Raw genomic sequence first — 13,669 nt, 5'->3', positions numbered from 1 at the left:
AATCCATTTTCAGAGTACAGCGTCCCTTGCGCTGCAGAAGCTGAAGTCGGGAAAACAAGAAGGATCTAAAGTTATATCATTAGCAAAACTCGGTGTTTTATTCTGATAATTGGCTTCACCTTTGCAGTTCTTATTTGTTGTCTCATCATCACAGTACTTAAGCGCGTTCACCGTGACATTAAAGGTATCTACCGTTAAATCTGCATAATTAGGCACGCTTGCTCGAATAAATCCTTCATCAGAGACATCTCGAGTCGAGTCGACATTACGTGGCTGTTCGGTGACCGTATCAATCATTAGTTGATAGGGATTAACAATAGTAACGGCTGCACTTTGCATAGCGGCATCATCAACATCACTAACATGCACAGCTATTTCACCAGCATCGGGGTAGTTAGTAGAGACAGTTGCAACACCACCACTAAAAGGAATAGTAATTGCAGTCGGCGTGAGTGGGTCCTTAGAAATGGCATTTTCCGCAACCTCAACCGAGAGACCAACAGGCGCAGTTGGATTACGATATTCCGACCAAAAAGAGATGGCAGAAGGGTTATAATTGATACATTTGGAGTCTGCCGGATTCACTTTCAGTGCCGTTAACGTTAAATAAAAGGGGCGATTAGCAGTAGGAATACAATTATCTGCGATTGGCGGCTTATGACAATGAAATTCGCTTTTAATGATCGCACTGCCAAAATTAATATCGAAGCTGGCAGTCGCATCACTATTTGCAACGCTGATAGTGACATCCCCCGTTTGCTTGTGATCCAAAAAAAGCGTTATTTCACCATTATCAGCAGTCGAAAATAGGTAGCTGGCCACGCCATCGCCGGGAATACCATTGTCTAAACTGCCATTCGCGTCAGCAATGCGCCAATCACCAAAATCTGTACGGGTTTTTAACGTAACCTGCTTCGCGTAACTGGTGTCAATGCTATTCCCGAGCAAGACTTGGATTTTAACGGGGTGAGGTTCACAGCTTATTGCTGTGCTTTGTGTACCAGCAAAAGTGAAGGCATATAAATCAGTGGGAGGTGGGCTATCACAAACTTCTGTATTAATAATCTCGGCGTTACCTGTCATCGTTAAATTTTTTGCAGAGACTCTACCGGTAATTTTTACGCTATTATCAAGTTGTAAGTCACCATTAACGTAAATCGAAGCGGGTATTTGAGCATTACTATTAAATTGGACGGTTTTATTTAAAATAATATGCAGCTTATCGGGAAGCGAATTAACCTTAAATTGCATATTACTGGGGTTTTGAATAAAAAGATAAACTTCACCATCTCCTGCAATATTTATTGTCCCCCCTCCTTGCGCATTGAAATTATTAATAGCATAAACACCAGAATTAAAAGTCACAGAGGCTTTAGAATCCTCTAAGGTAAGAGTATTGATCATATATGGGCGATCAATAGCGTCATTTTGCTTTAAAAAAGTGATACTTGCTCCATTTTCAACGTTGTTCGCATTCACTTTTAAATCACCAAAAATAATTCCCTTATAAATACCATTAGTTATACCATCAACAGATGCGCCTAGCGTCAAATGAGAAGGTGTCTTCCATTGCACCGCTTCAATGTGCTGCCCTTGAATTGTCGGGATATAGAAAGGTGACAAAGGCGTAGATTTTCCACCATTTACAGAACATTTACTTCCTTGACAATTGGAGTCTCCTCCTTGAAGGGTTGTAAACTTAAAACTAGTGCTATCATCAACAATGTTAGAATCATTCCACATGGTTAATCTACTATTTTCGGTAAAACTCTGCGCTGCATCTGAAAAGATTTCGTTACATTGCCCAATTAATTCATCAACGGGAAGATCAATGGGCATGTTTTCACAAATATCTCCAATAATGACTGTATTACCATTATTTTCTTTATCAACACTCCCGTGTACATAGGCAGAGCCAGTAATTTCTGATTTTTTATTTAGCTTAAGATCCCCCAAAACATAAACGTTTCCATCTATCCTAGTAATACGATTGCCACTCGTTTCCGCAAGCGTCAAATTTCCGGTCACATAATAATTATTTACTAAAGTTGTACCGCTTGGCACGGTTAAATTGCCATCAATACGAATATAGGTGCTAATATCTGGCGGCGCATCACAAAATGATGTGGGTGTAGGTGTAGGTTTTGCAGTAGGCCTCCAACTCCAAGCATCAACAGAGAGCGCGGGATAAAAACAAAGCACCAATAAAAGTAGATAACTAAAACGCATCATAGCCCCGTTGCCTCCACCGTAATTTGTCGGCGTGTATTAATTTCGTTTGTTTGACACACAGCAGTGCTCACTATCTGATAACGCGTAGCCACACCTGCTGAAATAGGCAAAGTACAGGCAATATCTACACTACAGCCATGAAAACCAACATTGCCACTGGGTAAAACTGGTTTTTCGCTAACATTATTACAAGTTGCGACAGAGTCACTCATCCCTAATGGAAATAGCTCAAGCAGAGCCAATTCGGAGGCTGAGTATGCCGCCATATAAGCACGCGTTGCATAAATTTCATAACTCGTTCCCTTGGCATTATCACGCTGTAATGAGACTAAACTAGCCCCAAGTAAAGAGATGATAATGACAATAAATATTGCCAGAATAATTGCGCTACCCATTTGTTTTTTCACAAAAACCTCATTAAATCTATATGTATATTAAGCTCACTAGGGAACATTATTGATGGCTAGTGTTTGTAGGACAGATGCTGCTTTACCATCAAAATCCATGGTAAAGGTTGCTAATACTAAACCGTTTCGCTGTAACGTCGCCTCGCTTACTTGAAAAAAACCAGTGACATTCTCAGCCATTAATTGATCTGCACCACTATTAACACGACGATTAATGTTATTCCCACTAAAACAGTAGCTCACACTATCATTAATAAAATAGACCCGTTTAGCCGGAGAAGAAAAAGGAAAACTGATCGCACTGGGAAAAGTCACCTGAGACTCTCCGGCCGTATATTGCCCGATAGTTTGCACCTTACTGCTACTTAATTCACTCGCAGATAATAGATAAACAACCGCTTTCACATTAACCATATCGCTATTTATTGGCGCAATCGTACCTCTATTTGCAATTACGGGAAAAATAGGAAAGTTATCATTGTAAATAGTGCTTGTGATAATCGGTGTAAAAGTTAAACATTGGCCACTGGCATCAGTTAATGCGCTATTTGGCAATGCATTAGCAACTTCTCTACGTAAACGCTCCATCACGAACCGTACACTATTTAAAGATTCATCTCGTTCGGCATTGTCCGTGTAAATATCCACACCGGTGCTGATGTAAGTGCTGGTCATTATCCCCAATAGGGATAACAACACAATAACAACAACTAACTCGACTAACGTAAAGCCCCGGTGGATAATAGCCCCCCCTTTCATTTTACCTCGCATTAGTAATTTCCCTTCAACGCCGAAAATAAAATCTCTTCTCCGCTTGGTGTGCGAATAGTCACTTCAATTAACTTCATTGCCGTTGAATTTATATAAGGCGTAACGGCAATTTTCACCAAGTAGTTTGTGTACTCTGTCGCATAGGGTTGATCCAAGGCATCACCATAGTTTACGACGCTGACAAAATTCACCTCAATAAAATCATCGACATCATTATAGTGGCTATGATTATCGGGATCTTCACCACTATCTGGCCCATAATCAGCGGGATTAGTACAGGGCACAGCTTGTTGCGGTGAAATATCAACCCACGTTTTACTATTAGCGTCATACCACAAATCACCATTGCGCCATATTTCACCACAACGAAAATAACCGCCATTAGGATCGGAATTTTGATCAAAGGAGCGTGCTAATATATCTTGCAAAATGCTTTGCCCAAGTTGTGCAGCACGCAAACGATAGAGTGGCTCGAGTGCATCTTTACTTTGCGAGGTTAACATCGTATTCATGCTAAGCATAGCAATCGCCAAAACCACCATGCCAATGACCAACTCTACCAAGGTAAAGCCTCGAACTCTTTGCTCACAGAAGGGACGCTTATTCATGTATATAGCCCTCTGACTCAATTGATATACTACGATGATTATCACCATTTAGAGGAATAAATGACGGCCCCGCAATCGGTTTCCCATGTTGACCAAAGGTGTAATTATCAGCACTTAACATACCGTTCGAATAAGTAACAATATGGCGATCATCGTAACTATCACTATTACAAGTATTACTATTTGCGGAGGGAGGTGTTTTACAGAGGCCATTTTCTCTGGCTGTGTGTGTATTATAAAAACAATCCGCAGTTACCACCACCCAATAACAAGCATTACGCGTGGCGTTAGGGCTAGGATCTGCATTCATGTTTTGTAACTGTACTAAACGTAATCGTGCGATTAACTGATCTTGTACGGTGTAATCTTCAAAACTCGATTTACCAATAAATCGCGGTACTGCGGTTGCAGCCAATAACCCTAACACAATAATTACGATCACCAATTCAATGAGGGTAAATCCCTTTGCAGATGTAATTGATTTATTAGCTAATATCATTGTTAAAGGCTACCTAAAAAACAGGGTGAGATGGAGAAAGTATAAATGGCTTTGCAACGATTGTATCGCTAAGCGTCACTTTTTAACAAAGTAACAAATAAAAAAATGCCGCTCTCGGTGAACGGCATTGTATCGATAGTAAAATATGTTCTTTTATACTTTAACGATTAACAACCAGGAACAACGGTAATCGTTGGTCGAGCACCACTGCCAGCGGATTGGGTGTATCTCACCAAACAAGTTGAAGGTGAACCTGATACATCTGCTGAGAAAATAAGAGCCGCGCTTCCGCTAACAGAAATAGTCCAATCAGCAGAATCTAAATTAGCAGCGGTACCCAGTGCGTCTTCAGTAGCGGCAGGATAACCATTAACGATTGCGATCCCATCAACAGTGCCTGAGGATGCATTTTCAATCCCATCAATTGCCGCCTTTGAGTAAACGATGGTTGCCGCCCCTTCCAATGCACCTTTTACCCCACCTAATGCAGCCTCTCGCGCATCGCTTTGTAGGTTAATAAATTTTGGCACTGCCGTTGCCGCTAAAATGCCAAGAATAATAATGACAATGACTAATTCAATTAATGTAAAACCCGTTTGCTTTTTCATGGTAAACCTTTTTATTAGAAATAAACCAATGCAGTCTCAAGAGGAGTGCATCATGTAATGAGTAATATATATTATTAAATAATTAACAACCCGTCGCATCAACAGTGATAGTTGGTCGTGCATCACTTGTGTTGGCAAGTGTATAAGTAACCTGACAAGTTGCGGTTGAACCAGATACCGTGCCTTTTGAATAGATAGTTGCTGAGCTACCTAGGGCGCCAGCTGAGCCATTAATAATCCAATCCGTTGAGTCTAAATTAGCTGCAGTGCTCAGCGCTACCGACGTGGTGCTAGGGTAACCGTAGACAATTGCAATATCACCGTTTGGTGAATTAAGCGTCGTACTATCTATTTTATCAAGGCCGTCTATCGCCGCCTTAGAATAAACGATACTTGCAGCCCCTTCTAAAGCGCCCTTCACGCCGTCAAGCGCAGATGCACGAGCATCACTTTGTAAGTTAATAAATTTAGGCACTGCCGTAGCGGCTAAAATACCTAAAATAATAATTACAATAACCAATTCGATTAATGTAAAACCAGCCTGTTTTTTCATCATAATGCCTTAATGTTTAATAATAATGCTTGCTATTTTAATGATTAATGAACCATTTACTAGCTTACTTAATGTTGCAGATAAATAATTTGTGATACATATTTTATATCGCATCACAATCTAGCTATTCAATAACAAAGGTATCTCATTTGCATGCTTTGTCGAAATAGAGGCGGAATAGCTTGCTATAAAACAACTAGACCAATGAATTTTATTGCATTAATCATGCCAACATAACAAACCCGATAAAAAATATGCCTTTATTGACGTATTAAATAATCACCAATACCAATCCACTTATAGGTCGTCAGCTCTTTTAACCCCATTGGTCCACGCGCATGTAATTTTTGCGTCGAAACAGCCACTTCAGCACCTAGACCAAATTGACTACCATCGGTAAAACGTGTGCTCGCATTAACATATACCGCAGAAGAATTAACGGCATTAACAAACTGATTGGCAAGTGTGAAATCATTCGTCAAAATACCGTCAGAATGTTGTGAACTATGTTCGCGAATATGTACTAATGCTTGACTCAAATCAGCAACAACTTTAACGCCCAGATGTAACGACAACCATTCACGAGAGAAATCGCCTTCTTGGGCTGCTTGTGCATTGTCACCTAAAATAATTTTTGCCTGTTGGTCGGCAACTAACGTCACACCTAATGGTTGTAAATGTGCAGCTAATTTAGGTAAAAATAGATCCGCGATGGACGCTTCGACTAAGAGTGTATCTAAAGCATTACACACACTTGGACGCTGTACCTTGGCATTTTCAACAAGCAGTAATGCTTTATCTAAATCGGCACTTTGTTCAACAAATAGATGACAAATGCCAATCCCACCAATAATCACCGGTATGGTACTGTTCTCTTTACAAAATTGTTGTAACCCCGAATTACCGCGAGGAATGATCATATCCACGTAGTTGTCCATTTTAAGTAATTCAGAAACCAAAGCGCGGTCAGTATTTTCAATGTATTGTACCGCTGTTTTAGGTAAGCCACTTGCTTGCAGAGCCATTTGAATCACTTCAACTAACACCATATTAGAGCGGATTGTCTCTTTACCACCACGTAAAATCGCAGCATTGCCTGTTTTTAAACAGAGCGCGGCAATATCAATGGTTACATTAGGACGCGCTTCATAAATAACACCAATCACACCCACAGGTACACGACGCTTGCTCAGTTTTAATCCGTTTTCTAGTAATTTACTATCAAACTCTTCTCCCACAGGATCATCGAGCTGAATCACACTGCGCAAATCGGCAATGATCCCAGCTAAACGCGTTTCATCAAGTAGTAAACGATCCAATAGCGCAGCGCTTAAACCGGCCTCAACACCAGCTTGAATATCTTCTTGATTCGCGGCAACTATTTTTGCTTGATTTGCTTGCAGCGCCTGGGCAATAGCCTCTAACGCCGCATTCTTTTTCTTACTGTCGGTAATAGCAAGTTCATAACTTGCTTGTTGTGCTGCTTTACCCATCTTTTGTAAATTCATTTGCATTCCTTTATTAATTTATAACAGGACTAAATCATCACGATGAATGACCACTCGACCATGTTCAAACCCTAAACAGGCTTCAATTTGATCCGAATGTAAGCCTTTTATTTTATCGACATCAATACATTTATAACGAACGATCCCACGGGCTATTTCAGTGCCCGATTGAGCGCGAATAGAAACGACCTCCCCTCGTTGGAAACTACCTGATACCTTAGTAATACCTTTGGCTAATAAACTACTGCCAGACTCTATAATCGCCTTTTGGGCACCGTCATCAACAAGAATACTGCCCGCGGCCCGAGAACCGGCATGAATCCAATTTTTACGCGCTTCTAAGCGGCAATTCTGTGTTACAAAACGGGTACCTACGGGTACATTATTAACGGCATCAATAATCACATCTTTTTTATGTCCAGATGCAATAATAACTTCAATACCACCACGATGCGCCACCGTCGCCGACTCAATCTTAGTGGTCATGCCGCCTGTCCCTAAACCACTGACGCTGCCTCCCGCTAAAGCATGTATTTCATCGGTAATAATGGCGATTTCTGGCAATAACTTTGCATCGGGATTACTACGCGGATCAGCATCAAATAATCCAGCTTGATCAGTCAATAACAGTAGTTGATCCGCATCAGCTAGTAATGCAACTAATGCAGAAAGGTTATCATTGTCACCGACTTTAATCTCACTAGTTGCAACCGCATCATTCTCATTCACTAAGGGAATAATGCGGTGTTTGAGTAGTGTTTTAATCGTATCTCGTGCATTTAAATATCGAGAGTGGTCATCTAAGTCAGCACGCGTCAGTAGCATCTGCCCAACATGCAGACCATAAATTTTAAATAGATTTTCCCATTCTCGTACTAATTGCCCTTGCCCAACCGCCGCAAGCATTTGCTTATTGGCGATCGTCGGTGCGATACCGGGCATATTTAAATGCTCTTTGCCAGCTGCAATAGCACCAGAAGTAACAACTATCATTTGATGCCCTTGCTGCTGCAGATGTGCACACTGACGGACTATCTCAACCATATGAGCACGGTCCAATTTTGCAGTGCCACTGGTCAGCACACTGGTCCCCAACTTTACCACTATCGTCTTTGTATTGATTTTCATGTTTATTTCATTTTAAATTAGACGTAAAAAATCCCCCTGCCAAAAAAGACTCTTCGTAAGGGGTTATCCAGCAATAAAAAAACAGCAACGACATGTCGTTGCTGTTTTCAAGTATATCATTATTCATTATCGCTTCGCACGTATAGCCGTCAGCTTGATCGAAAATTAATTATGCCTCGGTTAAACTAACCTCTTCTAAGGCGATTAATTTGCTACTTGCTTCCACTTCAAGCATGTTAGATAAACGAGTTAAAAACAACTCAAATGCCTTATCTATCTGTATTTTTTGAGATTCATCGAGTGGATATGCAACCCAATTACCCGCTAAATTATAAATACCATCAAAGCGTTGATAACGGAATCCTGTTTCATCTAAAGTTACTAACATCGACCAACCTAAAAACTCTCGCTCTTCAGGCTCTTTATTATCATCAACACAAATTTCTAAACAATCAAAAAAGAAAGTCGAATCCGTTGAGCTTTGGCGACGAAAATAGGGTCCTAAATCGGTAAATAATTTATATAATCTACCTCGTGAAGGTCCACTGCTACTGTTTACTGTCATGAAAAACTATCCTTATTCGAGATTCATCGATGCTTAATTTAACATTCACTCAGCAAGATGTCTTGCTAGCCACTCACTAGAATACCGTAAAGAGTTCAAATATGATTCAAAAATGGGAGGTTTATCAATAATATGAGACTCCCCTTCGTGGCTTGTTCTCGCAATCATACGCAAATCATTTTCATTACAGACGATATCGTTTTTATGACCAATACTCAGTAACGGTGTATTGATACGTTTACGTCCTAATAAACCTTGCGTGACTAGCGAGAAAGGAACGCAATGTTGATAAAGCAATTCAGCATCGGAATTATTTAATTGCATACGTGAAGCAAGACAATCTAACAACATCGGTGGCAATTTTTTAAAGTTATCCAATTTATCAAATAAGCTTGCTACTGCGGCCCCAACTGCCACCACAGATTTGACCGATTTAGGCTCTAAAAAGGCCAATCTTGTGGCGATATTACCACCAAAACGCATGCCCATTAACGAGATTCGATTATGATCAACCCAAGGAACGTTTTTCAGTTGATGAATTATCTCCTGGTGTAGGGAGGATGAATCTTGACTCAGTTTAACATGCGTAGACAACCCTATACCCGGTAGGTCAACGGTCAACATTGCTATTTTTGCTGGTGCCAAATCCTTTTCAAATAGTGGTAACAAATCGCATTGTAGAGAATCGAGTCCACCACTAACAATGACCACGGGATGAATGGTCTCAGTATCGGGCAAATGCAAATAGCAAATGACATCTTTACCTTGAAAGGGAAACTTAACCTCTTTAATAATATATTGGTCGGTGAATTTAAAAGACTCACGATAATTTGAAAATGCTAACGCTTGAGACTGTCCTGCTAATTCATCGTTTCTTAAATGCGGATAACTGGCCACACTATAAAATTGCGAGGCGGTATAATAGGCTTTTCGTGCAGATTCCCGTTGTCCCAATTTAGCGAACTCATTAGCTTGCTTTTGATACTGCATGGCCTTTTGTGTCCACTCATAGTTCCAATTCCCCGATCGAAAACCAGTGACACTATCAAGAATATGCGGATCGCTACGTTTATTTGTAGCGGAGGTAATATGTGCAAGTACCTCGTAACAATCTATGATATCCAGCCCTTGCCAAGCCCAAAGCATAAACTTTAATAAACGATACCAGTTATCTTGCAACTCCCCTTCCATAATAACATTATTCGTTGCATGGTTTTTTTTACTGCTGGAATTAGCGATAATGGTTGACGTTTCTTGAACAGTAATTTTATCGCTAAAAAGTACTTCTGATAAGTTTTCTGACATAAGTTGCCCTCTAATCCACATTGACCAATATTAGGAATTAATTATGCTACAGATTACCGACAATCACACAGAACAGCAATTATTGCCTCTGTTTCGGCTAGCTTTTCGTCCATTTTTTTTAGTTGGCACATTATTCGCCATATTTAGTGCAATCACATGGGGGCTATTGCTCTTTGCTACCATCACGCTACCATCGCAATTGCCCCCGACACTGTGGCATGCCCATGAAATGCTCTTTGGTTTTGCTGGCGCAATTATTTTAGGTTTTCTATTAACGGCAGTACAGAACTGGACGGGGCATCCAGGGCTAAAAGGCTATAAATTAGGCGCTTTAGTCACGCTTTGGTTATTAGGACGTATTGCAATATTTACTTTTCCACCTAACCTATATTGGCTAACCATGATTTTAGAACTAAGTTGGATGCCGCTAGCAGCTATTGTATTAGCACGCTCTGTATTATATGCAAAGCAGTGGCGTAACCTATTTTTTGTGCCATTACTATTTGCCATGACGCTATTAAATGGCATTAGCCTCTACGCCTTTCAAAAATACGATTATCTACTCGCCCAAGATGCTATTTGGAGCATGCTTTTTTTAGTGTTATTTATTATCGCGGTAATGGGTGGACGCGTTATCCCCTTTTTTACGAGCAAAGGAACCGACTCAGAAAAAGTACAACCCATAAAAGTACTAGAGTATTGCGCGCTACTCCCTTTACTATTACTCGCATTCACTGTTTTTTTTACGCCACTAAATATCTTTAGTGGCTATTTGGCTTTACTCGCGGGAATCAGCAACAGCATTCGCCTAATACGCTGGCGACCACAAATAACTTTGCCTGTACCTTTACTTTGGTCATTACATTTAAGTTACTTACTGCTTGCCATCGGACTTATTCTCTATTCTATGGCACTATTTATTCCCGCCATTAACGCAATCACCATGATACACCTTTCAGCTATTGGTGGTATTGGCGGCGTTATTTTAGCAATGATAAGTCGCGTTTCTTTAGGCCATACAGGGCGACCATTAATTTCTGAAAAATGGATGAATATTGCCTTTGCGAGCACAGCAATATCGGGTTTAATACGCCTCATTTATCCATACATACAACCTAATTCTCCGATAATGGGGTATTGGTTGTCGATTATTTTCTGGTGCACAGCCTTTGTTCTGTTTGTTATCTGCTATGCCAAAATGTTACTGTCGGCACGAATTGATCAACGCCCGGGGTAGGTTATAACAATTCACATAATATTATGGTCATAGCATGTTGAGGAAAAATGATACAGAGCAAGGCGCATTTAATCGTAATCGCTAGCTTTTACGATTAAATGCAACGCGGTTATCTATTATTTTTAACCAACAAGATAATGCGGATTGCTATTAAATTGGCGATTCGTGGATTTGTCGTTGTAATATTCTTTCAGCTTCTAATAGGGTCGCTTTTTCTCCCTGTAATATGACCGTGTCACCCGTTACAAAGCGGGTATCATGGGAAAGAATAACTTCTTCACCATCTGCTCTGTGTAATGATTTAATGATCACACCTGACAAGCTAAAGTCAGCGATGTAACTGCCTATCATTTGTGACTGTGGTGATAAAACCACGGCATGAATTTGCTCAATTAACCAGGCATTCTTCTCTAATTGACTATCTTGTCCGTAGTAAAAGCCATGTAAATTTTGATATTTACTTTTCCTTTCCAATCCAAGCGCTCAATGATTTTACGATGGGGAATACCTGATAAAAATAGCACGTGGGCAACCAACATCAACCCCCCCTCTAACACCTCAGGAACAACTTGCGTAGCTCCAGCTTCCTGCAATTGATCTATTCCTTGGTCATTTTTAGTTCGCACCAATACCTTTACCTTTGGGTTTATTTGTCTAATTTGTCCTAACAAGGCCATCGAGCGCTTAGATCATCAAAGGTAATAATTAACAACTTTGCCTTTTCAATACCCGCAATAAGTAATATTTCACGGCGGCTTGCATCACCAAACTCAACCATCTCTCCGCCTTCTCGCGCTTCCTTAACACGCAGAGGATCTCTATCTAAAACAATGAATGGCAGAGATTCTGCCCTTAAAAAACGCGACAGTATTTGCCCAACACGACCATAACCACAAATAATCGTGTGATTAGCAAATTGGCCAGGCAAAGGCTGGCGAAAATTAAATACTTTGGCTGAATGGTGTAGCACTTCTACGGCTATTTTTTGGCTATAATTAACCAATAAAGGCGTTAAAGACATACTTAACACGCCAGTTGCTATCAATAATGAAGATAGTTGTTCATCAAGCAAATGATACTTATTGGCTAAAGCAACTAAAATAAAACCAAACTCGCCCATTTGTGCGAGTGCGATACCAACTCCCAAGGCTGTTTTAAGCTTTTCACGCATAATTAATGCCGCGCTAGTAATGGTCACAACTTTTGCCAACATCACACAAAAAACGATTAAAATTAACGTGCTCAAATCATTGCGCAGTACATCAAAATTCAGCAGGGTGCCAATAGAGATAAAAAACATCGCCATTAATATATCTTTAAATGGCCTTATATCCGCAGAGATTTGGTGACGATAATGACTCTCGGCAAGCATCATCCCAGCTAAAAAAGCTCCTAACGCCATCGATAAACCCAGTTTTTGGGTAAACCAAGCAGCAAACAGGCTAATAAATAGTGTTGAAAGAATAAAGGTTTCATCGAAACGTAGCCGCCCCATTTCATAAAAAAATCGCGGCAATAACCAATGTCCAATGGAGAGTAATAATGCAACAGCAAAACCGCCTTTCATCGCAGCAATGGATAATGGTACGACTAATCCACCTTCAACATTAGGCACAGCGATGATTGGAATAATAATTAAAAATGGGACAACGGCCAGATCCTGAAACAGCAAAATGGCAATAGACAACTTACCAACCTGTGAATGTAATTGCTGTTTGTCTGACAAAAGTTTGACGATAATAGCAGTTGAAGACATGGTCAACACAGAGGCAACGGCAAAGGATTCCTGCCAGCTCATGGCAAACAATTGACTTAATGCGAAAAATAGAAAAAACGAAACAACAACTTGTAATATACCTACGCCAAATACCGAACGGCGCATATCAATCAGTTTTTTTAGAGAAAACTCCAACCCCAGCGAAAACATCAAAAACACAATACCAAATTCAGCCACCAACTCTATCTCATGGTAAGAGGCTAGGTAATTCAGTAGAGACGGGCCAAGTACAAAGCCAGTAAAAAGATAAGCAACAATATTAGATAAACGTAATTGCCTGAAAATAATCACACTAATGATGGCAAAAAATAGTAGTAATAAAAGATCGTTAAGCACTTAGCTCCCCCTTTTTTTTTGCCAAAAAACAGATAACCAATATCCCTTTAAGCATAGCCAACATCTTAAAAATAAAAACACAACGAATTGTCAATATTACTTGGCATAGTTCATGCTTAGATAGGAGCAGGATAA

General features: G+C 40.2%; 15 protein-coding genes. 1 reads left to right on the top strand and 14 read right to left on the bottom strand.

Translation table 11 applies throughout. The features are described 5' to 3' along the window. Nucleotides 1-9: 9 nt before the first annotated feature. The 11 genes from AB1A03_RS08115 to frsA all read right to left on the bottom strand — a co-directional run bounded on the left by AB1A03_RS08115 (nt 10) and on the right by frsA (nt 10,184). A complete protein-coding gene (locus AB1A03_RS08115; RefSeq protein ID WP_354624162.1) occupies nt 10-2,232 on the bottom strand; it encodes a DUF6701 domain-containing protein in 2,223 nt (740 codons plus the stop codon). Continuing rightward, entirely contained in the window at nt 2,229-2,639 is a 411-nt protein-coding gene (locus tag AB1A03_RS08110; RefSeq protein WP_354624161.1) for a hypothetical protein, read from the bottom strand. Before AB1A03_RS08110 ends, AB1A03_RS08115 begins: the two co-directional genes overlap by 4 nt. Before the next feature lie 36 nt (nt 2,640-2,675). Then, nucleotides 2,676-3,410: a prepilin-type N-terminal cleavage/methylation domain-containing protein gene (locus AB1A03_RS08105; RefSeq protein ID WP_354624160.1), complete on the bottom strand. Its 735-nt coding sequence runs from the start codon at nt 3,408-3,410 to the stop codon at nt 2,676-2,678. Beyond that, on the bottom strand, nt 3,410-4,018 hold the full coding sequence (locus AB1A03_RS08100) for a prepilin-type N-terminal cleavage/methylation domain-containing protein (RefSeq protein WP_354624159.1): 609 nt from the start codon (nt 4,016-4,018) through the stop codon (nt 3,410-3,412). Before AB1A03_RS08100 ends, AB1A03_RS08105 begins: the two co-directional genes overlap by 1 nt. After that, the gene (locus AB1A03_RS08095; RefSeq protein ID WP_354624158.1) at nt 4,011-4,517 is read right to left on the bottom strand and encodes a pilus assembly FimT family protein; all 507 of its coding nucleotides are present in this window, start codon (nt 4,515-4,517) and stop codon (nt 4,011-4,013) included. Before AB1A03_RS08095 ends, AB1A03_RS08100 begins: the two co-directional genes overlap by 8 nt. 167 nt (nt 4,518-4,684) lie before the next feature. Then, complete coding sequence (locus AB1A03_RS08090; RefSeq protein WP_354624157.1) at nt 4,685-5,125, bottom strand: prepilin-type N-terminal cleavage/methylation domain-containing protein; 441 nt, start codon at nt 5,123-5,125, stop codon at nt 4,685-4,687. Between the two features lie 82 nt (nt 5,126-5,207). Beyond that, entirely contained in the window at nt 5,208-5,681 is a 474-nt protein-coding gene (locus AB1A03_RS08085) for a prepilin-type N-terminal cleavage/methylation domain-containing protein (RefSeq protein WP_354624156.1), read from the bottom strand. A 257-nt stretch (nt 5,682-5,938) separates the two neighbouring features. Beyond that, nucleotides 5,939-7,186 carry a glutamate-5-semialdehyde dehydrogenase gene (locus tag AB1A03_RS08080; protein ID WP_354624155.1) on the bottom strand — a complete coding sequence of 416 codons (1,248 nt, stop codon included), beginning with the start codon at nt 7,184-7,186 and terminating at the stop codon, nt 5,939-5,941. Nucleotides 7,187-7,204: 18 nt separating this feature from the next. Continuing rightward, the gene (proB, locus tag AB1A03_RS08075) at nt 7,205-8,320 is read right to left on the bottom strand and encodes a glutamate 5-kinase (RefSeq protein WP_354624194.1); all 1,116 of its coding nucleotides are present in this window, start codon (nt 8,318-8,320) and stop codon (nt 7,205-7,207) included. Nucleotides 8,321-8,483: 163 nt separating this feature from the next. Continuing rightward, nucleotides 8,484-8,879 (bottom strand): sigma factor-binding protein Crl, encoded by a 396-nt coding sequence (crl, locus tag AB1A03_RS08070; protein ID WP_354624154.1) that lies wholly within the window; start codon nt 8,877-8,879, stop codon nt 8,484-8,486. A 45-nt stretch (nt 8,880-8,924) separates the two neighbouring features. Beyond that, on the bottom strand, nt 8,925-10,184 hold the full coding sequence (gene frsA / locus AB1A03_RS08065; RefSeq protein ID WP_354624153.1) for an esterase FrsA: 1,260 nt from the start codon (nt 10,182-10,184) through the stop codon (nt 8,925-8,927). A 43-nt stretch (nt 10,185-10,227) separates the two neighbouring features. Here frsA and AB1A03_RS08060 point away from each other — a divergent pair, with 43 nt between their 5' ends. After that, complete coding sequence (locus AB1A03_RS08060) at nt 10,228-11,421, top strand: NnrS family protein (protein WP_354624152.1); 1,194 nt, start codon at nt 10,228-10,230, stop codon at nt 11,419-11,421. Nucleotides 11,422-11,571: 150 nt separating this feature from the next. On the opposite strand, the gene AB1A03_RS08055 is transcribed toward AB1A03_RS08060, so the two are convergent. Genes AB1A03_RS08055 through AB1A03_RS08045 form a run of 3 tightly spaced genes read right to left on the bottom strand, consistent with a single transcriptional unit; the run spans nt 11,572 to nt 13,534 of the window. Then, the gene (locus tag AB1A03_RS08055; protein ID WP_354624151.1) at nt 11,572-11,895 is read right to left on the bottom strand and encodes a TrkA C-terminal domain-containing protein; all 324 of its coding nucleotides are present in this window, start codon (nt 11,893-11,895) and stop codon (nt 11,572-11,574) included. Continuing rightward, entirely contained in the window at nt 11,832-12,047 is a 216-nt protein-coding gene (locus AB1A03_RS08050; protein WP_354624150.1) for a hypothetical protein, read from the bottom strand. The genes AB1A03_RS08055 and AB1A03_RS08050 overlap by 64 nt, the downstream gene beginning before the upstream one ends. A 38-nt stretch (nt 12,048-12,085) precedes the next feature. Then, a complete protein-coding gene (locus tag AB1A03_RS08045; RefSeq protein ID WP_354624149.1) occupies nt 12,086-13,534 on the bottom strand; it encodes a cation:proton antiporter in 1,449 nt (482 codons plus the stop codon). Nucleotides 13,535-13,669 lie beyond the last annotated feature (135 nt).

Source organism: Psychromonas sp. MME2 (assembly GCF_040566515.1).
GTDB lineage: Bacteria > Pseudomonadota > Gammaproteobacteria > Enterobacterales > Psychromonadaceae > Psychromonas.
This window is presented reverse-complemented; position numbering and strand designations above follow the sequence as displayed.

What these genes read in the sequence shown, in the direction of transcription:
- AB1A03_RS08115 (WP_354624162.1), bottom strand. Translation starts at nt 2,232, where the DNA reads ATGATGCGTTTTAGTTATCTACTTTTATTGGTGCTTTGTTTTTATCCC.
- AB1A03_RS08105 (WP_354624160.1), bottom strand. Translation starts at nt 3,410, where the DNA reads ATGCGAGGTAAAATGAAAGGGGGGGCTATTATCCACCGGGGCTTTACG.
- AB1A03_RS08100 (WP_354624159.1), bottom strand. Translation starts at nt 4,018, where the DNA reads ATGAATAAGCGTCCCTTCTGTGAGCAAAGAGTTCGAGGCTTTACCTTG.
- AB1A03_RS08095 (WP_354624158.1), bottom strand. Translation starts at nt 4,517, where the DNA reads ATGATATTAGCTAATAAATCAATTACATCTGCAAAGGGATTTACCCTC.
- AB1A03_RS08090 (WP_354624157.1), bottom strand. Translation starts at nt 5,125, where the DNA reads ATGAAAAAGCAAACGGGTTTTACATTAATTGAATTAGTCATTGTCATT.
- AB1A03_RS08085 (WP_354624156.1), bottom strand. Translation starts at nt 5,681, where the DNA reads ATGATGAAAAAACAGGCTGGTTTTACATTAATCGAATTGGTTATTGTA.
- AB1A03_RS08080 (WP_354624155.1), bottom strand. Translation starts at nt 7,186, where the DNA reads ATGAATTTACAAAAGATGGGTAAAGCAGCACAACAAGCAAGTTATGAA.
- crl (WP_354624154.1), bottom strand. Translation starts at nt 8,879, where the DNA reads ATGACAGTAAACAGTAGCAGTGGACCTTCACGAGGTAGATTATATAAA.
- frsA (WP_354624153.1), bottom strand. Translation starts at nt 10,184, where the DNA reads ATGTCAGAAAACTTATCAGAAGTACTTTTTAGCGATAAAATTACTGTT.
- AB1A03_RS08060 (WP_354624152.1), top strand. Translation starts at nt 10,228, where the DNA reads ATGCTACAGATTACCGACAATCACACAGAACAGCAATTATTGCCTCTG.